This window comes from Microscilla marina ATCC 23134 (genome assembly GCF_000169175.1).
Classification (GTDB): Bacteria; Bacteroidota; Bacteroidia; order Cytophagales; family Microscillaceae; genus Microscilla; species Microscilla marina.
This window is the reverse complement of record NZ_AAWS01000004.1, coordinates 149,237-174,306: the sequence shown is the minus strand read 5'-3', so window position 1 is coordinate 174,306 and position 25,070 is coordinate 149,237. Positions and strand designations below refer to the sequence as shown.

The window sequence follows — 25,070 nt, the reverse complement described above, 5'->3', positions numbered from 1 at the left end:
AGCTTCAAGTGGTTTTTGTTTGAATATTATCAACGTTTATTTTCCTCCGTTGTCATCGTCACTATCGTTATCGTTGTCATTATCATTGCCTACTTTGCCCTTCTTTCCTTTACCTTTACGTCTGCCTTTTCGGTTTCTGTTTTTACGCCATTTCTTGTATCTCTTTTTTTGCTGGTCATCAAGCAAACCTTTGATGCCTTGACGACGCGTTTTGTTAATTTCCTTTCTTTTAGCTTTGGCATCTTCTTTAGTCAACTTACCTGCTTTTTTATCAGCACGCAATGTTGTCATCTGATTCTCAGCCGTTAAGTGAATCGCTTTCGCTTTGGTTTGCTGGTCGGCAGTCAGCTTCAAAGGACCAGTCATTCGTTTGGTCAATAAAGTAGCTCTTTCTTCTGCACTTTTCTTTTTCCATTTACCTTTTCCTTTGCGTCCTTGGGCCATTACATTACCTACTACAAATGTAAGTAATACCAATAATGTGATGAGTGTTTTTTTATTTGTCATTGTTCGATAAGGTTTAGAGTATAAATTCAATCAAATTTAGAGTATTTTAAAAATAGTGAATACTTTTAATAAGTTGTACAGAAAACATGAATAAAATGCAATCATTTTTTGGGTGATGAATTGTAAAATTTAATTATTCCATCACCACTGCTCTCTGTCACACTGTTCATTTCCCCAAACGGCTTCACCACATCAACAGTCACTATTATTCGACTAAATAAGCCATAAAAGCGACTAAATGCAGTTTTAGATGTAGCAAAATATTATTTGATGAAGGCGCCATGGCTCAAGTCTCTAAACAACACAAAATTGTACTTATCCCATACATTCCTTAACAATAACAAGGAGTATATAATATTTTAAGATTTGAGTATTTAGAAGATGGAAAATTTTGCAGATCAATGATTTTACCCAAAAAAAACTAGGTAAAAAACGATTTTCAGTAATGGCAGACTACGAAAAAATCTCATTTTTAGTATGTTAGTATACCATTTTTTTGAATTACTATTCTATATTTGCGCCTTCATTAATATTATATTTAGTATAAGTAATACCGAAAAAATAAAAGAATTTACATGAAACCCGAATACATAATATTTACCGTCCCTTTACTCGGACTTGTGGCGTTGCTCTTCACATTTCTTAGGTCTGCCTGGGTATCCAAGCAAGACGAAGGCACTGACAAGATGAAACGTATAGCTAAGAATATTGCTACTGGAGCTATGGCTTTCCTTAAAGCTGAATATAAAGTATTGGCAATTTTTGTAATAGGAGTAGCCATTGTCTTAGGAATAACTGCTCCAGCAGGTAGTTCGCCACTTATTGCTTTGTCTTTTGTTATAGGTGCTGTATGTTCAGCATTGGCAGGGTTTATAGGCATGCGTGTAGCTACCAAAGCAAATGTTCGTACCACCAACGCTGCTCGTACTGGTTTAAGTCACGCCTTAAAAATCGCTTTCACCGGAGGTTCTGTAATGGGACTGGGGGTAGTTGGTCTGGCTCTTTTAGGATTAGGCTCTTTGTTCGCTGTTTATTTTATGGTATGGAATGTAGGAGCAGCTGCCAACAAAGCTGAAGTATTAACTGTGGTAATCAATGTATTGACAGGATTTTCTTTTGGTGCCTCTTCTATTGCATTATTTGCTCGTGTAGCGGGAGGTATTTATACTAAAGCTGCCGATGTAGGGGCTGACTTGGTAGGTAAAGTAGAAGCTGGTATTCCTGAGGATCACCCTTTGAACCCTGCCACCATTGCAGACAATGTAGGTGATAATGTGGGGGATGTAGCTGGAATGGGTGCCGACTTATTTGAATCTTATATAGGTTCTATTATTGGTACTATGGTATTAGGAGTTGCTTTTATCTCTCCTGCTGGCTTTGGCGATAGTTTTGGGGGTTTATCTGCAGTGTTATTGCCTTTGATGCTGGCTGGCTTGGGTATTATTACTTCTATTATTGGAACCTTTATGGTAAGAGTAAAAGAAGGAGGAAACCCACAACGTGCGCTTAATATTGGTGAGTTTGGCTCTACGGGCATTTTGATTGTTTTATCTTATTTCCTTATTACCAACGTATTGCCTGCCCAGTGGACTACAGGGTTTGGGGCTGCAGAATTCACTTATACCTCTACGAACGTATTTTTTGCTACAATCATAGGTGCTTTGGCTGGTTTATTTATTGGCCTGATCACTGAACACTACACAGGCACTGGTACTGGCCCTGTAAAGTCAATTGTACAACAATCATCTACAGGCGCTGCTACTAATATTATTGCTGGTTTGGGCGTAGGTATGTACTCTACAGCTATTCCTATCATTATTATTGCAGCTGCTGTAATTGGTGCTTATGAATTGGCCAACTTGTATGGCATTGCCATTGCTGCGGTAGGTATGTTAGCCAACACTGGTATTCAGTTAGCAGTAGATGCTTACGGACCTATTTCTGACAATGCAGGTGGTATTGCTGAAATGAGTGAGTTGCCAAAAGAAGTTCGCCAAAGAACAGATAAACTGGATGCTGTAGGTAATACTACTGCTGCCATTGGTAAAGGTTTTGCCATTGGTTCTGCTGCCTTGACTGCCTTGGCTTTGTTTAGTGCATTTAAAGTAACTGCGGGTATTGGTATCATTGATGTTTCTCGCCCTGATGTAATGGCGGGCTTATTCATTGGAGGAATGTTACCATTCTTATTCTCGGCTATGGCTATGCAAGCAGTGGGTAAAGCTGCTATGGCTATGATTGAAGAGGTACGTCGTCAATTTAAAGATATTCCTGCCCTCAAAGCTGCGCTTAGTGTAATGCGTAAAAACGAAGGCAAAGAAATGAAAGATTGGGATGAAAAAGACAGAGAAACTTTTGAAAAAGCAGATGGTGTGGCGGAGTTTGACAAGTGTGTGGCTATTTCAACTCAATCATCTATCAGACAAATGGTAATGCCTGGCATAGTAGCCATCTTTGCCCCTATTCTTATTGGTTTTGGTGCTAAGTTTGCCGGACGTGACCCTCAAATGTTAGGAGGTCTATTGGCTGGTGTGACTGTAGCAGGAGTATTGATGGCCATCTTCCAGTCTAACGCTGGTGGTGCCTGGGATAACGCCAAGAAAATGTTTGAAGAAGGGGTAAAAATAAAGGTACAAGGTAAAGATCAAATGTTCTATAAAGGGTCTGATCCTCATAAAGCCGCTGTAGTAGGCGATACTGTAGGTGATCCTTTTAAAGATACTTCTGGACCTTCATTGAACATCTTGCTTAAGTTAATGTCAGTGGTCGCTTTGGTAATTGCTCCTTACTTGGCAACTACCAGTGCTAAGAAAACAGCCCAGGTAAAACCTGAAATCAAAAAAGAAATCGTTTTGAAAAAAGATGATGTAAAAAAATACCCAGTAGCTAAAGTGGCACAATAAGCCTATCTTATAGCATAAAGTCCTTATTTTAAGGGATTTTATTACATCATTCATACATTTTTTTTAAAAAGCCTGAACTTTGTTTCAGGCTTTTTTATTTTTATGCCTCAGAGTTAATAGCCATAATAAATTATTATACACCTTGCCTACTGGCAAATATTGTATGAAGAGTACTTGAGCACAACAAATGTACTCAAACAATAGGTTGCTTTTTGGGTTACCCCTTATAAACAGCAACTTCAATGTACTATGCCCATTTTTATCAAATTTGGTGCATATCAGACACATCACCATTATACAAAATGACACCGCCTCTATGAGTATTTTAGCCAACTTTCAGGATTTTCTCAACTATACCCCCATTCCAGGCTACAAAGACTTAACAGTCAGCCGTATTCTTGTAGACTTATTCGTATTAATTATTATTTATGCCAGTGCCCGACTACTCATCTCTATCACAAAAAGGCTGTTAGAACGTCGTTTAGCAAAAGTCAAGTCTATAGATAGTGGGAAACGATTTGCCATTTTACAAATCACCAAATACGTGATTTATACCATTGCCATTTCTATTATGCTCAATCGACTGCACATTGGTTCAGCTATTTTTGCTGGGTCTACAGCATTGTTTGTAGGTATTGGGTTTGGTTTGCAACAAATCGCCAACGACCTTATTTCAGGACTAATTATTTTGTTTGAGGGCAGAGTAAAAGTAGGCGATATGGTAGAAATGCACTCTACTGTAGGTCGCATCAACTCTATTGGCATTCGCACCTCTACTGTAGAAACCCGCGATTCGATAGAAATCATTGTACCTAACTCTAAGTTTATTTCTGACAATGTGATTAACTGGAGCAGCAACCATAGTGCTGCTACTCGCTTTCAAATTACTGTAGGAGTAGCTTATGGGTCTAATGTAGAGTTAGTCAAAGAAAAATTAATCCAGTCTGCTTATGCCCACCAAGACATAGTCATAGACACAGAGCTACACCCCAAGCTTGAAAAACCTTATGTACTTTTCAAAGACTTTGGCGACAATAGCCTCAACTTTGAGTTGCACTTTTGGACAGCCAACACTTGGGATATCGAAATTGTAAAAAGTGACTTGAGATTTATTATCGACCAGCTTTTCCGTGAAGTAAGCATTACTATAGCGTTTCCACAGCGAGATGTACACTTGACTGTGGACAATGAAAATGTAAATAAGCTCAAGCAAGTATTTGCCAACAAGTAACCTGGTCTGCTAATACCAAAATCCACCAGGTCGCCAACGGGGGCGAGAGGCCAGCATGTGGGCATACTTTTCAAACAGCACACGAGAGGCTTCTTCTTCAGATAACTGAAAGACGGGTTCCCCTTTATCTTCCATTGCCTGTAAGCGGGCTATTCGCTCTTCAGTATTGGGGTGGCTTCTAAAAATAGAGGGCTCTCGTACTTTATAGCCTGGTACAATAATTTGCCGAAGCAGATTACTACTGTAATACGCTACTTTTTTTAGGGCAAGTGCCAAACCCATGGGATCATCGGTAAGCAATGCTGCGTGCAAATCAGCGTTAAACTCTCTGGTACGCGACAAAGCTAACTGAAGCAAACCTACCAGAGGAGATGCAAATATAAGCAATAAAATTGCCCACCAGGAAACTCCTACTTCACCTACCAATAATAAGGGTAAATTGATAATAAGTAGGATTTGTCCAATATTGGACAGCAACCCAGTAAGGCGACTCATCATATCGGCCACACTCATTACACGCATATCATTATTGCTTATATGGCTTACTTCATGCGCCAACACTCCGGCTAACTCTCTTAAGTTCAAAGTTTTTAGTAGTCCATCAGTTACTGCAATATGGGCACTTTGGGGGGTACCCACCGCAAAAGCATTCATCATAGTGCTAGGTACATAGTATAGCTTAGGCACGGCCTTTAGTTTTGCTCTTTTGGCCAATACTTGCACTATTTTATGCAAGTTAGGGGCGTTGTAGGGGTCAATTGGACGGGCTTTGTACATGCGTAAAATTAAAGCAGGTGAAATACCAGGAGCCAACGCCATTAAGAGAATGCCCATAATAACTGAAGCAATAACTCCCAATTGCCCTGCCAATAAATACCCCAGCAATGCTATTAAGCTCAGCATACTAACAAAAAGTATCAGTGTATGCAGTTGGTTTCGAGTTTTATGTTGTCCTATAACTTCTTCTGCAAGCATGTAATCATTATTTTTTGCTCATTAATAAATATACTATGTTAACTGTACAAATGGGGGTTTGGTTTAAGTGAAACTTTTCCTATATTATATAGAATTAGTCTAAATAAATATATTTTTGTAGTTTTACATTCTAAATCAACATAAACACAATGACTCATTCCTCCGCTCAAAATCAACAAGAAGTCAAACAAATTTTCACCGATTTTCTTGAAAAAAAGCAAATGCGTAAAACTCAGGAAAGGTTTGCCATTTTAGAAGAAATATACAACATTGAACACTTTGATGCTTACTCTCTGTATGTAAATATGAAAGAGAAAAACTATAGAGTAAGCAGAGCTACTGTATACAACACATTAGAGCTATTGATAGAATGTGGATTGGTAAAACGTCATCATTTTGGGGCTAATTTTTCGGTGTATGAGAAAGCATACCAATACCGTCAACACGACCATTTGGTGTGTATAGAATGCAAGCAGATTTTTGAGTTTTGTGACCCGCGTTTGCAAAATATCCAACAAATGGTAGAAGATATATATAAATTTGACATAGCCTACCATACCTTGGTTTTTAGAGGTATTTGTGAAGCCTGCGAACAAAAAAAAGCAGCTTCTGCCAATACAACACCCCAAATACCCTCTGATGCCTAAGCTATCCTCCTATGGTTAACATTTTACGAGTCATCGCTATTTGCCCAGCATGGTAAATATCATGTTTGATCATGCCATGCAATAAAGTGTAATAAGTATAATCCTTCCCTGGCACTTGGTCGTTGAGTTGGTCGTCGAGCCAACCACCCAGCATTTCTACAATCATTTGCTGGCTCTCTGCCAATTGAGATAGCAGCTTTTGCCATGCCTCTTCTGTAGGTACCTGAATACTTGCCCAATCGTGCGTTGTATTTAATACAATATCAAATTCACTGTCTCCTTCCATTTTTTTTACAACAAACTCCCGCCAATTATATATATGTTGTACTAATTCCCAAATAGAATGGCTATTAGGGAAAATTCGGTTCCTTGCCTGCAAGTAGTCTACCCCCTTGAGCAACTCAAGCAATGAGCTACCATGCCAAGGTGATCCATTGTATTCCATTTTAAAAGCATGTTTGATTCGTTGGATTTCTGTGTTCATAACTTTCAGTATCTTGGTTTGCTTTGATACAAAAAAGGCATAAAATATACCCCTGTGTGTTTCGGCATTTTTTAATACCTTGCCTGAAATTAAACACAGAAAAACAAATCGGCAACCTATAGGGTTGATTAGTTTTAATCAAAAAATTAATATGGCAAATATGCAAGCACTGGTACTGGTAGAAAACGAAAAAATAGAACTGCAATCGGTACCAGTACCCGAACCCAAAGCAGGTGAAGCATTGATAAAAATAAAAGCAGCGGCACTTAACCACCGTGATCAATGGAGTAGAATTGGAATGTATCCAGGCTTAAAGTACCCTTCCATACTGGGGTCTGATGGTTGTGGTGTAGTAGAAAAAGTACACGATGACGCTGATCAAACCTGGGTAGGCAAAGAAGTCATTATGAATCCCAATGTAAACTGGGGCGATGATCCTCGCTTTCAGTCATTTAACTATTCTATTTTGGGTATGCCTACCGATGGCACTCTAGCTGAGTATGTAGTAATACCTACCCATCGTCTACACAAAAAACCTGCTCACCTAAGCGCTGCACAAGCTGCTGCATTGCCTTTAGCCGCTCTTACAGCTTATCGGGCAGTATTTACCAAGGGGGAAGCCAAACCCAAACACAGGGTATTGGTAACTGGTATTGGTGGAGGCGTCTCACAGTTTGCTTTTCAGTTTGCCAAAGCACTGGGGTGCAAAGTATTTGTAACCTCAGGTAGTGATGAAAAACTGGAAAAAATGAAAGCCACCGGAGCAGACGGAACAGCCAACTATAAGGAAGATAAATGGGAAAAGAGTTTGGTAAAACAGGCTGGGGGTAACTTTGACGTAATTATAGACAGTGGAGGAGGCAAAGGGTTTGAAGCTTTGGCTAAAAGCCTGAATCTTGCCGGAACTTTGGTGGTATATGGGGGTACCGCAGGCACTAAGGTTACTTTGCAATTGCCCCGTTTTTGGTTTGCGCAGGCAAACATCAAAGGTTCTACAATGGGCAATGACCAAGAGTTTGAAGCGATGGTACAGTTTGTTAGCGATCATAAAATAATACCTATGATTAGCTCAACTCGTCCATTAAATGAGGTAGTAAGTGCTTTTGATGAAATGCATGAAGGCAAACAGTTGGGTAAACTCGTGATTGAAGTATAACACGTTTTATTAAATGATATGGTTGGATAGTCTTGCACTATCCAACCATATATTTTGATTATTCTATCACTATTTTTTGAACCACTACACCGTTGGACGATTGTACTTTTGCCAAGTATATTCCAGGCTTTAAGTGCAAAACAAAGTGCTGAAGAGCATTTTTACTTAAGCTTGACCTCCACACTTTTTGCCCCAACAAAGTGTATAACAACACTTGGCTCCCGCTTACATCGGTGCCGTTTGCTCTGACGTATAATTTGTTTTGGTGCGAGTAGATACTTAATGTGTTTGGCGATGTTTCTCCCTCTAAGTGCTGACTCTTACGCAATAACGCCCCTTTACTTGTACTGATCTGCAATTGGTCAAATACGGCTACACATTGTCTGTCTGTATTGTGTGAGGTAACCGCCAACCCTACATAAGCTTGTGAGTTCATAGCAATGTATTGCTGTCCTAAAAAACTCCACCCTGAACCATTGGTAGAGTAATGGGCTGTAAACAAGTTGCCAGCCCTTTTGAGCTTTAGCCATACCTGTTGGTATTGTTCTATTCTTGAGTTGTGGATGCTTCCTGCACCAGTACTGGTACGACTCTGAAAGTTCGTTCCATTGGCAGATGATAATAAGGCATAAGCATGTTTAGAGTTAGCCGCCAAGGTTTCACGGATCATAATGCCTGCTTTTGCCCAGTTGTCTATATTTTCCTGCAAATCGTACACACGGATAGTTATCTCTACATCGCCATTGATAGGTTGGTATACATAACGAAACTGATCACTGGCATTCCAAATATCATCACCTGCTCCTACCACTGTATACACGCCTTTGTAGGCATAAGCATAACTGGGTTTAGTTGAAGAACCAATCTGTTTGGTCTGAAAGCCAGACAATGACTTGGCTCCACGGTATGGATGATAAACATAATTGTAGCTGTAAGCAGCTTCGGTTTTCAAGAAAGAAAATTTGTTGGCAAAGTCTGAAGCAAAATCGTGACTTGCCCCCCTTACTCCTTTTGTCACCAGTTCTTCTTTGTCTACCAGGCTATAATTATAGTGATGCTTGAAAGCACCTCCACCTGTATGTACAGGTGCCTGCCCTACATCACCTATGTTATATACTATGGCATCGCTGCCTGTGCAGTGTTGCCCAGCACGGTATGCCTCTACCCCATGCCCATGAGCACCTGTATCAAAACAACTATTGATTACATCGCCATTAGATGACACATATACCTGAGGGTGGCTTCCGTTAAAAGCGATTTGGTTTGCTGTATAACGCTTTCCTTCACTATGATAAATGGTGGTCATGGCTCTAAACTTACCATAAGGTGTACCATCTTTCTGAATACATACTGTGGCTCCTTCCCAATCGTGCAAGTGTCTATCAGCCTTGATGATGGCATCGTCATAAGCGTGATAAAAACCATACTCTATGAAAATATGGGTATCAGTTTCGGCATAATTTCCATAAACACTGGCAATCAGGTTGGGATTATAACTATTGGTAGCCGCCATTGAGCGATTGTTGTCAAGGTTCCAGTCTTTGTCATAGTCATACTTGATGATAAAGTCATGCCCTTGATAGTATTGATGTGACCAAACCCACCAAAACCCAACTTTTAATCCAACTTTATCGTTGCGGGTATCTTGAAATATTTGGGGAGCCCAGTGTTTCATTATATCCAAACGACTAGGCGGGGTAGATTGACCCACCACAGTTTGTGAGATCAACATTGCAATGAGAACCCATTGCAGTAGTTTTACATTTTTCATTTTTATAAGTGTAATATATATGAGTATTAAAATATGCAGATTGTAGTGTCCTGTTTTACTTAGGCAGGGGCATAGCAAGGCTGTGTTTTGAAAATGGTACTTTCAAAACCAGCGTAAAAAAGAACAGGAAAACTGATGATTAATTTATGGGGTATTAAAATGAGGCAGTGTGAGGTACATTAGCCAATGCTGAGAAGGGAGCGCGGAAAACTTCATAAGATTAATATATTTTAAATATTAGTTAGTATAATACAAAAATATAATTTCTTATTACAAATAATACTAAAAAGGAAAATAATTGTATAAATCATATTTTACAAAGTGTACGTTACTAACTAAACCTATACATTTCTCCATAAAAAAAGCGGCAAAAGCCGCTTGCATATTATTACTATGATGTTTAATTAAGGTAGATTTAAATCTACGGTTAAATCTACTGCAATTTCTATTTCTTCCATTTCTTCTGCCAATGTATTTTGCTTGGCGGCAGGTGCTACTGGTTTTATTACAGGAGCAGGGGGTTTAACTTCCCTGATAATCACCTGAGTAGCATCAAAATTATTTATTTCTGCCTTGTTCACTTCAAGGTCTATACGAGAAGCTTTATCATAGGTAGTCCACTCAAATGCTGAGTTGACAATAAATAAAGCAATGACTAAACCTATATTAAAAAACAAGGTGCGTTTTTGATGAATGTCTACACGAGGGTTTTTCTTAAACTCCATAATTTTTTGAGGATTTGAGTGATTGCTTATCGTATATTTCAAATCGGCTTGGGCTTTCACGTTAAAAAAGACTTAAAGTGAGTCCTGCTCTTATTTGTTTTGTTCCAGCGAAAACATCACTGGAATAGTTATTTTCTGTCCAATTTGTTGTCCATCCATTTTTGCGGGCAACCAGTTAGCTGGCACTGCTTTAATAGCCCTTATTGCCTCTTTGTCACAAGCTTTGCTCAGGCCTTTGAGTATTTTGAATTGGCTCAGTTGACCATTGGCCATAATTTTAAATTGAACAAATACCCTACCTTCTATACCTTTACGCTTTGCGTCTATTGGATACTTGATTTCTTTACTCATTTTTTGGTAAAACAAGTCTAAACCACCCTCCACTGAAGCAAAACGATAATTTTCATTTACTGGTGCGGTAAACTTTGCCCCTGGTGATCCATTTGAAAATGCAAATAATACCAACGCCAACAACGGCAATAGCAAAAACACTTTCAGAAACTTATAACCAGGTGTACGCAACTTTTCCATCATTACCAGCCTGCGTTTGATCTCTATTTGGTTAAAGTTATGCGCCAAATGCAAGTTCATTTGTTTGAACAAAGACTGCACAAGCAACTTACCATAATCTTTGGTAGAGGTCTCTTTGAGTACAGCTGCATCGGCTATAAACTCGTGGTGGTATTTCAGTGACCTGTCATAAAAATACACTACGGGGTTAAACCAAAAGATAATTTTTACCAACTCCATATACATCACATCCCAACTATGTAAATCTCTGATATGGGTTAATTCATGGTTAATAATTTTTTTTCTCTCAGCTGGTGTTAGCTCCTTGGTGTTGTCCCAAAATAAATAACGCATAAACGAGAAAGTAGGCAGTTTTCCCTGCGTATTGATCCACTTATGGTCTGTACGTACTTGTATTTTACTCCTGCGAATAATCTGAACAAGACGATACATTCTCAAGCCAAAACGAGTAGCCACTAATAAGCAAACCAGCAAATATACACTCATTAGCAGGGCACTTATGCTCCAGGTAACCTTAGACTGTATAGTGTGCTCAACAGCGGTAGCACTTACCGAAATAGTTTTAAGTGTAACGGCTACATTTGGGGAAGCTTGCTGAGAAAAATTAAACTCCATCAAAGGAATTAACAGGGCTATCATTGATGAAAACAGCAAGTAAAATCGATTGCGTTGAAAGAAAGTGTCATTTCTCAAAAAGAAATAATACACTGCATAAAAAAGAATAAGACAAACCGACGATTCTGCTAAATAATTGGACATTGATTACGAAGTTAGTGTAAAATTAATGTGCTCACGTCTTGTAATGATACAACCCAAACAGATATAATCTTTGATAGGCTGTGCTTGATGAACGCGCTGTATTTGTATATTAAAAAACCTGATGAAATTATTTGATTACTTACTTTTTTCTCCTTGGCTGCTTACTTCGTGCTCTTCGGCATACTTCATCAACTCTTCAAAGTTATTGAGGTCTACATTATTTTGTTTTACAAAGAAGGACACCATTTTTTCAAAAGATCCCCCAAAGTACCTTCCTATGAAACTATTCAGGTAAAAATTGCTGTAGTTGCTCTTGTCAACCAATGGGTAGTATTCGTGGGTTTTGCCATAAGCCTTATAACCTACAAACTTTTTTTTCTCCAGAATACGAATAATTGTAGAAACGGTATTATAGGCCAATGGTTTCCCGTCTTTTAAGGGCAAGTGGTCAATAATATCCTTTACAAAAGCTTTTTTAAGTTTCCACAAAACCTGCATCACTTGTTCTTCAGCTTTTGTAAGCTCTTTCATTGAGTTTTGGTTTTTTGTTTTCATTGTTTTTTTGCGCAAAAAATGATAGAATAGGTGTAAATATAAAACTAAAATTTTAGTTTACAAACTATCAGGTTAGTTTATTAACTAAGAAAATAAATATTATTGTATTTGACAAACGATGCTATGCTATTTTATTGCACTGACCTTTTTTATCCATATAAAATTTTATTTAATCACGTTTTGCTGCAATGCTGTATATCACCTATTACTTTCACCAGACTATCGTTGCCTTTACACAAAAAACACGTTTAACCAATGTTTCCTTCCACCCAAAAGCATTTTATACCTAAGACACTCCAAAAGCTTACAAAGGAGGAGGCAAGTAAAAAAATTAAGCTCTAAAAAATTACTAACTTTGCAGCATGCAAAAGAAAACTGAGCAACAAAGAACAGAATTGAAGGATTTGGGTGAATTTGGGTTGATTCACCGTATCCAACAACAATTTGCCCCCCAACACAAAGAGAGTGTATTGGGCATAGGAGACGATGCCGCTGTGATTGATACGGGGGCTGATATGTATACTTTGGTAGCTACTGATATGCTAGTGGAAGGCATTCATTTTGACTTGAGCTATGTACCTCTTAAACACCTGGGTTACAAGGCAGTGGCCGTAAACGTATCTGACATAGCTGCCATGAATGGCAGACCTAAACAATTTACAGTAAGCCTGGGTCTAAGCAATCGTTTTCCTTTGGAGGCGATCGATGAGTTGTATGCAGGCATCAAGCAGGCTTGCCGCAACTATAATATAGATTTAGTAGGAGGCGATACTACTTCTACCCGTGCCGGTTTGGTGATCTCGATCACAGCCATTGGCGAAGTAGCCAAAGACGAGGTGGTATACCGCAAAGGTGCCCAGGAAAATGAGCTCATTTGTGTAAGTGGTGACTTGGGTGGTGCATATATGGGATTGCAAGTGCTCGAACGCGAAAAACAGGTGTTTATGGTAAATCCTGACATGCAACCAGAGCTTGATGGCAAAGATTACATTGTACGCCGTCAACTAAAACCTGAAGCACGTACAGACTTAGTTTATGATATGAAGGATGTAGGACTCAAGCCTACCTCTATGATTGATATTTCGGATGGGTTGGCTTCTGAATTGATGCATTTATGTACTCAGTCGGGTGTAGGGGCAATTTTATACGAAGAATATTTGCCTATAGCCAAAGTAACTTATGACACCTCAGTAGAGCTCAACATTGACCCTACTACGTCGATACTCAATGGAGGCGAAGATTATGAGCTGTTGTTTACTGTAAAACAAAGTGATTATGACAAGGTAAAACAAAGTGCTGAAATCATAGAAATCGGTTATATTCTGCCCAAAGAAAAGGGGGTTGTACTTAAAACTAAAGGAGAGCAGATTATCCCTATCAGTGCGCAAGGATGGAAACATTTTTAACGATCAATCATACAAAAACCTGGTTTGCTTTTTACACAAACCAGGCTTTTGTATCTGTTGTTATTTCACACGTTTAGCGTATTTTTTAAGTTGTTTTTTACCAATATTGCGATTGTTATGAAGCTTGATACCAGCAATAGATGGCATCCCTACCTTGGCAGCTAAATACAAATAAATTTTACCTGTAGCAGCGTTTGAAACAAAGTGAATATGCATAGCTCCTTGCCCATAGTCGATACTGGCAATATGGATCAACGCATAGTCTGTATTTTGTTCTTTCAATGCTTGTTCTACTTCTCCCGTTTTTACTATTTTATGAGGGTATGGGTAGTAATCTTTAACCTTGGCTCTTTTTAGCTTCTTAGCCAGTAATTTTTCATCTATCAACAATGTTTTTTGCTTAAGTTCAGGTGCGTTTTTTTTGATCTGACGCTTGTAAAAAGTCATCAGGCTTTTATGCTTAGGGTCAGCTACCAAATAATTTAACAAGTACTGCAGGTGCTGCAAACCGTAAATGGTGTTACGCTCTAATGAATATTTTCTCGACAAGTTGACTTTAATTGTTCCTTTTTTATCGGTCAGCCATACCACCAAAGTTTGAATGGTATTAGAGATATAAGATCCTTTATTGTACTTACTATTCATTCCATTATATGCAGGATTTCGTTTTCTGGTGGTGGTTCTATCTACGAATAAACTGTACCCTAGAACAGCATATTTTTCCTTATTTTTTTTCACCATTGCATCCGCCTTTTTATAGGGGACAAATTCTATTTTTTCATTAAACTTCCAGTATTTTTTTACCAGCTGTTCAAAAATCTCATCATTTTTTGATTTTTTCGCAGCTACTGGTACCAATAAAGTTCTTTTCTGGATTTCCAGCGCCTTTTTATGAGATAAATTTGATGACTGGGTATACCCAACGCTTACTCCTGCCAACAACAGGACACTCATTAATGCTACTCTTAGTTTAGTCATAACCATTCAAAATTATTCGAATAAAGTGATAGGAGTGTATATGATGATCACTCTTATTTTTATATACACTTATTGGCCATCATCATGGATATTTTTTTGGTGAAAACTTAAAAAATGACTGACAGACGGGTTAGACAGGTATTAAAAAACAAGGGCAAACAATAACAAAAATAAAGGGTAGAAGTAGAATGTATGCCTTCAATAAACCTCTAATTCATCAAGCTCTCCGTAAAGCACTGGGAGTTACGCCAAATTTTTTCTTAAAAGCATTGGTGAAGTGTCCGGGGTGGCTGTAGCCTAAAAGGTGTGCTATTTCGGTAGTGGTTTTGTTCGTATAACGCAATAGTTTGCGGGCTTTCTCCATTTTAAAGTCAAGCAGAAAACCAAACACTGTATTGTTAAAAACTTCTTTGAAGCCTTTCTTTAACTTAAAGTCATTGGTACCTACCATTTTTGCCAGTTCATAAATAGTAGGAGGGTTGTCGGCTCTTGCCAATAAAATCTCTTTGGCTTCGTGTATTTTGCGCAAATCCTGGCTGGAGTTAATAATGGTTTTAGTTTTAATGGCGGAGGTATTTCTATGTTGTGAAAACTCTACCTGTAAAGCCAACAACTCAAGTACTTTTGCCTCTACAAATATTCGGCGCAAGGTGCGGTCTTTGGGTTGGTGCATAAGCTCATGAATAATCATGCGCATCTCTGGGGTTATGGGCATATTCCCCCCTCCTAACACAATAGGCTCCTGTTTAATCACCTTTTCATAAAAGTCGGTGAGTAAATCAGGATAACGAATGACTAGTTGTTCGAAGTAAGCCAATGAAAAATTCACGTCGAAAGTACTATAGGTTTGTTTGCCCAAAAAATCATAAGTACTACTATTCACTGGAGTATAACACAGCATTTGTTCGTTGGCACGCACCAGAATCTCATCTCCCAGGCCTTCCATTTTGCCTTTAAGGTCACCTTTCAAATGAAAACTCATTCCTACTGACGTCATATCAGTAGTTCCTTTAATTCTCAGGTTTTGGGCAATGGTAAAGTCTCCCCAAAAAATATAGATACCTCCCATGTTTACTTGCTGAAAATGCCCTTTGCCAAAACCAATATCCATGTGACCTTCATCACGATACACCTTTGAGTCGGTCAATGGAATCAATGGTAGCTCAAGCTCATGTCTGCTTTGATCGGCATTATCTATTTGCAAACTCAGTTTCATGGGGGTAAATCATTGGTTATGGGGGTAAAAAATCCTGATACCGTAATTGGTAATCCGTTTAACGTAAACAGTTTTTACGAGTTTTAAGATAGTTTTGCAAATAAAGAAGTTAAACTCCTTATTATCAAAAAATCCTCAGGTAACATTTGCACTATTCTGATAAACGGTTATTTCCCATACAACAAAAGATACACATGCTCCAAAACAATAAACAATTACAACAAAAATGGCAGCCCACTTTACAGGGCTATGGTTTGCCTGCCACTACCCCTCACTATGACAACACATTGGCAGCTCAACTAGGAGTCACGCTTAACCCTGATACCATAGACCAAGCTGTCAAAACATTTATTCAAGCTCACCCTCAAGGTACAATCATTAATCTGGGAGCTGGGCTAGACAATCGTTTTTTTCGCCTAGACAATGGGCTGATCACTTGGTATGATATAGATGTACCCGATACGATAGAACTACGGCAAACGTTTTTCGGAACCAATGAAAGGTATAAACTTATTTCAGGTAATATATTTAGCAAAGGTTTGTTTCGTCACTTACCTTCTCAAGCATCTACCCTTCTCATTATCGAGGGGCTAGCCATGTATTACCCTGAGCATAAGATCAAAGCCTTGCTACAACATATATGTCGTCACTTTAGCTCTTGCGAAATTTTGCTGGAGGTGATACACCCAGAGGTCATGAACAAAGTGGCTTATAATACACCCAACCTGCCGCTCAAATGGGCTATCGATGATTTGAAAAAAATAGAGCAATGGCACCCAAAGGTATTTCTTGCTAATGAGCTACACCATTTTACCCAAGGGGTACCTCCAGTGGGTAACTATTTTATAAATATTGCTCAACCTCAGGAAATGGTAAAGATAGGACATTTTAAAATTGGCTAATTAGGGCTTATGTTTAAAATTAGGTCTTAGGTACCAGTGCTACACAGGTAGGTGTGCTGAATAACAGTACTCAAGCCAGGCAAATAAGTATTTTTTGAGAGAACATAAAAAAAGCCTTATCAGGTTCTAATGAATCTAATAGGGCTTTTAAATTTTGTACACCTGACAGACAAATGGGTGCTAAAAACTGGGTTTGCTTGAAGGCGATACCACATCGTCGTGCCAGCGATCTACCAATAAGTCTTCTATATTACCACCTGGGGGCAAACCTATGATAGGGAAATCATTGCCACCCGGCATTCCACCATCATCATCATTGTTGGGTGGGTAACCATCGCGACGTATAATAGAGCGTACCATTACCCAGGTAATGAGAGAAAAACAAAATAAACAAACAATAAAATATACAAGTATCGTCATATAGCCAGGTAATTTTTAGAGTCCAACCGTGTTTAGGGAGCATACAAAAAATAAGCTACCCATTTCTGGCGTTTTTTTTGTCCAAATGCTTCGTTGCATCTTGCGGCAATAGCGCTGCTATTCCCTTAAAATGCGCCTGGTCTTTGATCAAAACCATACACCAAAACTTGGGAGACTATTTATTGCAAACTCCCTTACTAATACGTTAAAAAATATTGGGGTTTACAATTTTTAACCAATTTTTCTATGGATTTTAGCGTAAAACCTAAAATATACAATTATTAACGGAAAAACAATGGCTATTGGCAATAAGTTTCCACTAAAAAAATCCCTTCCAATTGGCTATAGCCTCGAAAAAACGCGGAACTACACCCGGCACAAAAGCTATAGTAGTGGCTATGCCAAACAAGGCACCAAACAAGTGTGCTTCATGCCCAATGTTATCGTTTGAGTTTTTTGCCATATAATAAGAGTATAACAAGTAGGCAATGCCTAGAAAAAACGCTGGAAAGGACACAAATGGCAGCAAGAGAAAACCTATATTGCTGGTGGGCAGGCATAAGATAGACACAAACACAATGGTAGACACGCCCCCTGACGCACCCAAGGCATTGTAAGCCGGGTTGCCTCGGTGCTTGACATAAGCAGGGATGCTCGCAATGATGATTCCAGCCAAATAAATGACCACAAACATAATGCTACCATACCCTGGAAAAACCGCCCCATAAATAAGCTCTACCTGGCGGGCAAAAAAGAATAGGGTAAGCATGTTGAACAGCAAGTGGGTGCTGCCTCCGTGAATAAAACCGGAAGATAAAAAACGATAATATTCTTTGCGTGATTCAATTATATAAGGGTTAAAAATCCACTTAGATTTAAACAAACGGTTTTTATCAGCATATAGGCTGATTCCTACCGTGATGGCAATTATAATTACTGATAAGTAGATGTTACCATCAGGTTTCACAAAATCATTCATAAGTTATATTGGTTTTTATCATGGTACGCAAACTTCACAACCCCTGTTACCTATCACGGTTCATCAATTGTACCGTAAAAGCACGTAAAGCAGCTTTGGCGGTCTCGTTTGCCTCAATAGCATCTAACTGCTGTAAACCCATGTCGAAATACTCGTTCATTTTAGCTTCGGTCAGTGCTTTGATCCCTAAATGGTTATAAATTTCGGTCACCGCTTGCACCTTTTCAGCTTTGTCAAACTCAGTCAAACTTAGCCAGCGTTCCAGCGCTTGTTTGGTTTTGCCTTCAGCGAGTTTGAGGGCATTAATTAGCAAAAAAGTTTTTTTATTGGCAATAATATCGCCCCCCACCTGTTTGCCAAACTTAGCTGCATCGGCATAGACATCCAGCAAGTCATCCATTAACTGAAACCCCACTCCAATGTTTACCCCAAACCCATTGAGCAAATCAGCAGCTACTTTGTTGGCATTGGCTACAATACCACCCAGTTCCAGGCTATAGCCTAACAATACGGCTGTTTTGAGCCTGATCATATTCAAATAATCAGCTTCAGGCACTGCATCAATATGCTCGAAGTTCATGTCTAACTGTTGCCCTTCGCACACTTCAGCAGCACATCGGTTAAACTTGCCTATGACTCGTTTTAAATGGGCACTGTCTATGTCAAGCAATAGCTCATACGCCTGCACCAACATTACATCGCCTGATAGTATGCCTGTGTTTGTGTTCCACTTTTGGTGGATGGTAGGCTTGCCTCTGCGTAAAGGGGCCTCATCCATGATGTCGTCGTGCACCAATGTAAAGTTATGAAACACCTCTACCGACAAAGCAGCATTCATTGCTTTTTGGTGGTTGTCATCAAACAAAGAGTACCCTAACAATACCAACAAAGGGCGCATACGCTTGCCACCCAAACTCATAATATAACGAATTGGTTCATAGAGTTCTACGGGGTGCTCGCCGTATTGTAAGCCAGCCAAAGCAGTGTGAATATCAGTTTGTAACGTCTTTATATCCATAAGGTCAACAATCATAATGTATATGTGTAGTGTTGGCGAAAATAGTTTGCTTGATGACAAAATGGAAACTTATCGCCTGTGTTTTTGTTAGAAAAAACCCGTTTTTTTTAGGTATTAGCCAAACACTGCTTTACATCTGTCAAATTATTAAAGCTTGTGTTCCCTGTTTTTAGAAATTATTTTTAAATTACATAGCAACAGTTTAACCGCATCAAAGAAACAAACTACTCATACTCTCATCAACAAGGTAAACAAAAAACTATTTGTATGTTGTATGGAGTATTCTGCAAGACAAAACCCTTGGGTTGGGCTAAATTAAAAGCTTATGAAAAATAAATTAAAGATTAAACTTCAACCCTTAGGAATGGTGAGAAATTAAATTACCATTCTTGAGGTAGAGGTTTTGTTTTGAGACGAGGCTATTTTTTTGCCCATAGCAGCGCTACGGGCAAAAACCGATGGCTAAAAATAACGAAGCATCAAGGCAATAAATCACCTCTCAGAGTGTAAATTTATTTTTGAACAATTCCTTAACAAAGAATATATGACTGATTTCCTTAAACCTCCAATAGTATCTATCAATGTATCGGTGTATGGCAACCAAGCAGGATATGATGCGCTCCAAAAAGCAATGTTAACCCATCAATCTGCGCATTTCGAATTAGTAAGAAGCGATAAAAATGAAGGGTATGCTATACAGATAGCCCATCCTCACATTCAATATTTCTCGAAAGTGTCGGTGCTAGATAAAGCGGGTAATCTACTTACTCCCAAAGCAGGGACGTATCATTTGGTAGCAGACCAACAGTCTATGTATTTGTTAGACGAAAATAACCGGGTAGTTCAAGGTATAAAATCTTACTATGACTCAAACCAAGTACAAGGTTTGCTGAAAATTCTGGACAACATTAGTAAATGGGAACAAGTCAGAGGGTTAAAAAATACCCCCACTCAATTAGCCCCCGATCAAATAGATTTTGCTTACTACGATGCCCAAGGAAATATTCTGGAAGGAGAAGAAATTATTACCCATTTTAGAAAAGTAGATGGTGAATGGCAAGGCACTGAGTTTGACCTTAGGGTGAGCAATCATACTGACCAAGGCTTGTACTTTTCTCTTATTTACCTCGACGAAAACTATGAGGTGGCGCTGCTTACCAGTCAATACTTTGAAGCCAACACTCACCACGCCACTATTCTGGAAACTCAAAAAACCTGGCTGGAAAGCTACAATGAAGAAGAAAATAAAATCGCATATCACGAAGGTTTAGATGAATACTTTTCTAATGAGAGTACAATGACTTTTAAGTTATTGGTAAGTACCCAGCGTTTAGATGGGTCTGTGCTAGAACAAGCGCCAATTGATATAGGGTATGTACACTCAGGCAATGCCAACAGCTTGAAAAACACTGACCAAACGTTTACTCTATTTGAGCAGGAAAGTAACTGGTTTACCAAAACCATTACCATACATACTATACGCCAACGCGCCAAACTAGGAACAGGCGAGGTTAAACTTGTTGATAATGACAAACTAATCATCAAGGGGAATAGTTACTTATCGGCTGACCTGAAATTAAGCACACCCAACCCCGGCAGTCGCAGTGCCAGTTATATGGATGTATTGCCTGTAATACTGGAAAAACAAACGGGCACTATCGTAGACTTTGGCGGGTCGCCAAGGGGCAATCATATACTAGAGTTTAATAACATTCAGGGCAACGAAGCACTTGCCAACCACCCCTTGAAAATAATGCTTCGTGAAAGCATTGACGAAGATGAGTTGTTATTGCCGTTGACTTATGACGGAGCACAGTTGCTGACAGTAGGCGAAGTTGACACTGATGCAGAGGGGCACACTTTAATTACCATCAATGCCCTTCCAGAACAAGAAGAAGATCATCGTAGTTTGGGGAAGTCACTCAAGCTTGCCTTTTTTAAAATTGCGTTAAAACGCCACCCTGATAAGCTTTACCAACTTGCCTGGGTAGAATACCTGAATGCCCCCACTAAGAATGGGCGAACGCAAATTAAACGACATAAAGATAATGATGATATTACCGAAAAGGTAAAGTCAGCCAATAAAGTATTGCTCCTCATTCATGGCATCATTGGAGATACCGAAGAAATGGCGATTGGTGTAAAAGATATGATTGCTGACAAAGGGTATGACCTGGTACTGAGCTTTGACTATGAAAACCTGAATTCGTCTATTCGTGATGATATTTCGTGGTCGTTGAAAGATCAACTTGACCGGGTAGGCTTTAAAAAAGAGGATGGCAAAGAGTTGCACGTTTTGGCGCAAGGAATGGGGTGTTTGGTAGCTCGTTGGATGGTAGAACAACGCAAAGGGCATGAGTTGGTAGACCGAATGATTTTGGTGGGGCCTCCCAACCAAGGTTCGGTATTGGGCAATATAGAAACCGCACGTAAATTTGCTACTATAGCACTGGGGCTTACCCTCAACATACTATCACCATTGGCAGCCTGGGCAGGAGGCTTACTTAAAACGATTAAAAACATAATGAAACAAAGCAAACAGCTCACTACTACCCTTGCCGAAATGCAAGAGGGCTCCTCTTTTATCCGAGATTTGAACAATAGCGATGACAGTGGTATTCCCTACTTGGTTTTAGCGGGCGATGTACGCAACTATGAACCCACCGAGGGTAGCAACTTCTCTAAGTTTAAAGAACAGATGTATAAAAGTGTAGGTACTTTTGTCAATGCAGGCGAGGCAAACGATATGATTGTAGATTTTACCTCTATGAAAAGTCTAGGTAAAAACACCCAAGTAGAAGTAACTCAAGTGGCTTGTCACCATCTCAATTATTTTGAAGAAGAAGTCAGTTTGAAAGCAATTCAAGAAATGCTTTAAATCATAATAAACGCCAGAAGTACTCCTGGCGTTTACTATTTTCATTACCTTTTAACTACGCTTTTTGTAAGCCGCTGAAAATCAACGTGATACAAAAGTGTAGTTACCTGTGAACCGAATCTACAGCAATTTGCTGTGATGAGCTCAACGCAGTTAAACAGGGTTTCCCTAGTGGAGGCTATGCCGACATCCCGCTTGCGGGGCACCGATATTCATCGGTATCTAAGGACTTGTCGCTTAAAGCTTGCCCCCTGTCGAGGCTATGTACTCCAAATAGTCTTAAAAACTTAAAGCTAAGAACTTTTTCATAGTCATAGCTCCTCCCCTATTTAAAAAAATTACCAAATCATTAAGTTTATGCTAATACACCCCACAGGTGCAGTAGTTCAGCAAGAAACAGGTATATTTAAGCCATCAACAAATCTACTAATGAACTCATCTGATGAAACAAAAAACTGCAAAGTACATTTCAGTTATACTGTTTCCGTATAACCTGGCCATTGTGACTACCTTTATGGTGTTACGCCTCACACTGCCACTTCAAGACTCTATCTACTGGACGCTATTTGCTTTTTTCTTTCTGGTGCTTATTCCATCTTCTTATGTAATAGTACAAATTATGCGTAAGAAGATTACTAACATGAGCGTAGAGGTACGCAGTCAGCGTAAGCAAGTATACACGGTGGGTATGTTTTCATTAATGGCTGCATGTGCACTTTTTTATGCTATTGAAGCTCCCAGAATACTCTTCTCCTCTTTTGTGTTTTTATTGCTGTTATGTGTACTTGCCTTTGCGGTTAACTTTGTGGTGCACAAAACCAGCGCCCACATGATGGGTATTGGGCTTACTTTTTCGTTTTTATTACAGGGCTACCCTACCATTGCTTACTTTGCCTTGGGCTTTGCCGTTTTGGTGGCGTGGTCGCGTTATTACCTACACAAACATACCTTGCCCGAAATTATCTCAGGATTTGCCATGAGCGTAGGCACTGGGCTTATTTTCAGTTTTTATTATTTAGTGTGATCTGTACAACTTCCGATATTCTCCATTTATGCCCCATTTCCTAAGTATAGATTCATAAACATCAGATCTATAGCTTATGAAAAGAATTTTATGCCTCCTTGTGGTTTTCAGTTGTTTGCAGTCAAGTTACGCTCAATCGCAAGAGTACCTTAGTTTAATGAATGAGTTAGATAGTTTGAGGAAACTACCTGACCCTACTAAAACTTCACCTGACAAAGTACTATATTTTGTTTATAAGAGCCCCGAAACTATTGCACAAATACCCAAATATACCAATTTACGCTATCTCTATGGTATTAGGGCACTTGTCAAAGATAATGAGTTTTGTGGTTTAAAAAACTTGAACGGATTAGGTCTTTACACAGGAAGATCTTATCCTTGTTTAAAAGATTTTTACCATATTCAGGCTCTTGACCTTTGGGGACTTGACCCCTATTTACCTGAGTATTTGTTTAATTTTAAAAATCTGCTGCATTTAACTCTGTCTTTTCATCGAATAAGATACATTTCCAGTAGGATTAAGGAACTAAAAAAACTTGAATTCCTATCGTTAGGCTTAGGTAGAGTTCGTTATTTTCCTAAAAACATCTGTGAACTATCTAACCTATACTCATTAGACATCGTTGGCAATCGCTCTATTAAATTACCCCTGTCCTTTATTAAATTAAAAGAGCTTACTATAACTCTAGACTTATCAAATGATGAGAACATACAGATTTTATCTCAAATGAAGCAACTCGAAAAACTTACTGTATATATGAAAAGGTTAGGAAAACACCCTAAAACAGTAAAAGAACTGTCTTTCATCAAAAAAATACAATTAAATGTATGGTATAAAAAAATAGATAGAAATGTAAATATTTTTATTGCCCCTCCTTATTAGATGCTATTTTAAGAATCGTTCTTAAGCGCTTAACTTTGAGTCAATCAAATACTACAAGGCGTATAGATTGTAAATCAAAACAGTTACAAAACTTAGCTCAAAATAAGATAAAAAAAACTGTACTTATTGCTCTGTTGTCGTTGTTTGTGGGTAGCCTATATGCCCAAGCTCCTGAAAACATTTATCAATTTATTGGCAAGAATAAACGCTTTATTAAGCAAAAACTAGCAACTCTTACCCTTATTAGGGGTTGGGGCAATGGCAAACCCATAGATTATGAAGATGCCAAAGGCGCCAACCTTAAGTTTAAATGCAATGCTCAGAATATATGCCAAGGCATTTCACTTTTCAACTTCAAAGATGAAAGCGACCGTATTCAAACAACTCTCAAACACATATCAAAAGCACAATGGCAATTGATAAATGTTTGGAAAAGCGGCTCAAGTACTTGTTACCGCTTTGAGAAAAAAGGGAAGCAACTCAATGCTCGAGTGACCGACAAACAATTGTTGGTGATAGGATACCCTGTATCTGAGTTTGGCTGGAGAAAAGCCCCAAAAACCATTAACCAAACATTGGTCGCCAGCGAAAAGAAACGTATTACATCAAGCATTGCCAATACACCTAAAAAAACTTCTGCTGTAGTTGGTAAACCAGAAACAATGGCAACCATTGTAAAACTTGCAGGCAACCAACTGACCGTATACTCTCCAAACATACCCTCAAGCCTAAAAGTAGGTGTAGCTGGAAATATCAGCCGATTTTACAAAAAAAAATTGGGCAATACCTCTATGTCTTATTGGTTGGTGATAGGCAAAGGCATCATTACTCACATCCAAGGGCAAGTGGTCACATTCAAGATTACTGATAGGATGAAAATGACTGTCAATGGCAAAATCAAGAACTTTTTTGTGAAAGGGAAGGAAATAAAATTTGCTTGGGGTAAATAGTTTCATTGGGTCAATTGTTCTGAAAATACCCCCTCACATAGCAGAACAATTGCCTCACTATAGTCTTCCATCTCTTTTGCAATATAATATGTCCAAATCAAGGTTTATTCATCATACATTGAACAGAATAACCCTATATTGACCATAAAAAACCACTCAAAGCTCAAGCCTT

General features: G+C 38.8%; 22 protein-coding genes. 10 read left to right on the top strand and 12 right to left on the bottom strand.

Translation table 11 applies throughout. From position 1 onward, the window contains the following. Positions 1 to 36: 36 nt before the first annotated feature. Positions 37 to 507, bottom strand: a complete 471-nt coding sequence (locus M23134_RS04625) for a hypothetical protein (protein WP_002694243.1) — start codon at positions 505 to 507, stop codon at positions 37 to 39. A gap of 575 nt (positions 508 to 1,082) precedes the next feature. On the opposite strand from M23134_RS04625, the gene M23134_RS04620 reads away from it, so the two are divergent. Then, positions 1,083 to 3,410: a sodium-translocating pyrophosphatase gene (locus M23134_RS04620; protein WP_002694242.1), complete on the top strand. Its 2,328-nt coding sequence runs from the start codon at positions 1,083 to 1,085 to the stop codon at positions 3,408 to 3,410. 316 nt (positions 3,411 to 3,726) lie between these two features. Beyond that, on the top strand, positions 3,727 to 4,641 hold the full coding sequence (locus M23134_RS04615) for a mechanosensitive ion channel family protein (RefSeq protein WP_045113043.1): 915 nt from the start codon (positions 3,727 to 3,729) through the stop codon (positions 4,639 to 4,641). 9 nt (positions 4,642 to 4,650) lie between these two features. On the opposite strand, the gene M23134_RS04610 is transcribed toward M23134_RS04615, so the two are convergent. Further along, positions 4,651 to 5,616 (bottom strand): zinc metalloprotease HtpX, encoded by a 966-nt coding sequence (locus tag M23134_RS04610; protein ID WP_002694239.1) that lies wholly within the window; start codon positions 5,614 to 5,616, stop codon positions 4,651 to 4,653. 149 nt (positions 5,617 to 5,765) lie between these two features. Here M23134_RS04610 and M23134_RS04605 point away from each other — a divergent pair, with 149 nt between their 5' ends. Continuing rightward, positions 5,766 to 6,263, top strand: a complete 498-nt coding sequence (locus tag M23134_RS04605; RefSeq protein ID WP_002694238.1) for a Fur family transcriptional regulator — start codon at positions 5,766 to 5,768, stop codon at positions 6,261 to 6,263. A 1-nt stretch (position 6,264) separates the two neighbouring features. Here M23134_RS04605 and M23134_RS04600 read toward each other — a convergent pair whose 3' ends face one another. Beyond that, positions 6,265 to 6,747, bottom strand: coding sequence for a DinB family protein (locus tag M23134_RS04600; RefSeq protein ID WP_045112998.1), 483 nt, complete (start codon positions 6,745 to 6,747; stop codon positions 6,265 to 6,267). Positions 6,748 to 6,898: 151 nt separating this feature from the next. Between M23134_RS04600 and M23134_RS04595 the strand changes: the two genes are divergently transcribed. After that, positions 6,899 to 7,903 carry a zinc-binding dehydrogenase gene (locus tag M23134_RS04595; RefSeq protein WP_232296773.1) on the top strand — a complete coding sequence of 335 codons (1,005 nt, stop codon included), beginning with the start codon at positions 6,899 to 6,901 and terminating at the stop codon, positions 7,901 to 7,903. A gap of 58 nt (positions 7,904 to 7,961) precedes the next feature. Here the strand turns inward: M23134_RS04595 and M23134_RS04590 are convergent, their stop codons facing one another. The 4 genes from M23134_RS04590 to M23134_RS04575 all read right to left on the bottom strand — a co-directional run bounded on the left by M23134_RS04590 (position 7,962) and on the right by M23134_RS04575 (position 12,220). Continuing rightward, positions 7,962 to 9,674, bottom strand: coding sequence for a T9SS type A sorting domain-containing protein (locus tag M23134_RS04590; protein ID WP_002694235.1), 1,713 nt, complete (start codon positions 9,672 to 9,674; stop codon positions 7,962 to 7,964). 404 nt (positions 9,675 to 10,078) lie between these two features. Beyond that, on the bottom strand, positions 10,079 to 10,399 hold the full coding sequence (locus M23134_RS04585; RefSeq protein ID WP_053337239.1) for a hypothetical protein: 321 nt from the start codon (positions 10,397 to 10,399) through the stop codon (positions 10,079 to 10,081). A gap of 90 nt (positions 10,400 to 10,489) precedes the next feature. Then, on the bottom strand, positions 10,490 to 11,689 hold the full coding sequence (locus M23134_RS04580) for a M56 family metallopeptidase (RefSeq protein ID WP_082226518.1): 1,200 nt from the start codon (positions 11,687 to 11,689) through the stop codon (positions 10,490 to 10,492). A 135-nt stretch (positions 11,690 to 11,824) separates the two neighbouring features. After that, complete coding sequence (locus tag M23134_RS04575; RefSeq protein WP_045113039.1) at positions 11,825 to 12,220, bottom strand: BlaI/MecI/CopY family transcriptional regulator; 396 nt, start codon at positions 12,218 to 12,220, stop codon at positions 11,825 to 11,827. A 386-nt stretch (positions 12,221 to 12,606) separates the two neighbouring features. Between M23134_RS04575 and thiL the strand changes: the two genes are divergently transcribed. Next, the gene (gene thiL, locus M23134_RS04570) at positions 12,607 to 13,650 is read left to right on the top strand and encodes a thiamine-phosphate kinase (protein ID WP_002694231.1); all 1,044 of its coding nucleotides are present in this window, start codon (positions 12,607 to 12,609) and stop codon (positions 13,648 to 13,650) included. A gap of 60 nt (positions 13,651 to 13,710) precedes the next feature. Here the strand turns inward: thiL and M23134_RS04565 are convergent, their stop codons facing one another. After that, complete coding sequence (locus tag M23134_RS04565) at positions 13,711 to 14,628, bottom strand: hypothetical protein (protein ID WP_002694230.1); 918 nt, start codon at positions 14,626 to 14,628, stop codon at positions 13,711 to 13,713. A gap of 217 nt (positions 14,629 to 14,845) precedes the next feature. Next, the gene (locus M23134_RS37515) at positions 14,846 to 15,844 is read right to left on the bottom strand and encodes a helix-turn-helix transcriptional regulator (protein ID WP_002694228.1); all 999 of its coding nucleotides are present in this window, start codon (positions 15,842 to 15,844) and stop codon (positions 14,846 to 14,848) included. Between the two features lie 194 nt (positions 15,845 to 16,038). Between M23134_RS37515 and M23134_RS04555 the strand changes: the two genes are divergently transcribed. Continuing rightward, entirely contained in the window at positions 16,039 to 16,746 is a 708-nt protein-coding gene (locus M23134_RS04555) for a class I SAM-dependent methyltransferase (protein WP_002694227.1), read from the top strand. 180 nt (positions 16,747 to 16,926) lie between these two features. Here M23134_RS04555 and M23134_RS04550 read toward each other — a convergent pair whose 3' ends face one another. The 3 genes from M23134_RS04550 to M23134_RS04540 all read right to left on the bottom strand — a co-directional run bounded on the left by M23134_RS04550 (position 16,927) and on the right by M23134_RS04540 (position 19,163). After that, positions 16,927 to 17,166 carry a hypothetical protein gene (locus tag M23134_RS04550; RefSeq protein WP_045112995.1) on the bottom strand — a complete coding sequence of 80 codons (240 nt, stop codon included), beginning with the start codon at positions 17,164 to 17,166 and terminating at the stop codon, positions 16,927 to 16,929. A 319-nt stretch (positions 17,167 to 17,485) separates the two neighbouring features. Beyond that, positions 17,486 to 18,145 (bottom strand): rhomboid family intramembrane serine protease, encoded by a 660-nt coding sequence (locus tag M23134_RS04545; RefSeq protein WP_002694225.1) that lies wholly within the window; start codon positions 18,143 to 18,145, stop codon positions 17,486 to 17,488. Between the two features lie 46 nt (positions 18,146 to 18,191). Beyond that, complete coding sequence (locus M23134_RS04540) at positions 18,192 to 19,163, bottom strand: polyprenyl synthetase family protein (protein ID WP_002694224.1); 972 nt, start codon at positions 19,161 to 19,163, stop codon at positions 18,192 to 18,194. A 544-nt stretch (positions 19,164 to 19,707) separates the two neighbouring features. On the opposite strand from M23134_RS04540, the gene M23134_RS04535 reads away from it, so the two are divergent. From M23134_RS04535 to M23134_RS04520, 4 genes are all read left to right on the top strand, one after another. Beyond that, the gene (locus M23134_RS04535; RefSeq protein ID WP_002694223.1) at positions 19,708 to 22,041 is read left to right on the top strand and encodes an esterase/lipase family protein; all 2,334 of its coding nucleotides are present in this window, start codon (positions 19,708 to 19,710) and stop codon (positions 22,039 to 22,041) included. A gap of 442 nt (positions 22,042 to 22,483) precedes the next feature. Beyond that, the gene (locus M23134_RS04530) at positions 22,484 to 23,065 is read left to right on the top strand and encodes a hypothetical protein (protein WP_002694222.1); all 582 of its coding nucleotides are present in this window, start codon (positions 22,484 to 22,486) and stop codon (positions 23,063 to 23,065) included. A 157-nt stretch (positions 23,066 to 23,222) separates the two neighbouring features. Continuing rightward, the gene (locus M23134_RS04525) at positions 23,223 to 23,948 is read left to right on the top strand and encodes a leucine-rich repeat domain-containing protein (RefSeq protein WP_157558338.1); all 726 of its coding nucleotides are present in this window, start codon (positions 23,223 to 23,225) and stop codon (positions 23,946 to 23,948) included. 35 nt (positions 23,949 to 23,983) lie between these two features. Further along, positions 23,984 to 24,898 (top strand): hypothetical protein, encoded by a 915-nt coding sequence (locus M23134_RS04520; protein WP_002694220.1) that lies wholly within the window; start codon positions 23,984 to 23,986, stop codon positions 24,896 to 24,898. Positions 24,899 to 25,070: the final 172 nt, after the last annotated feature.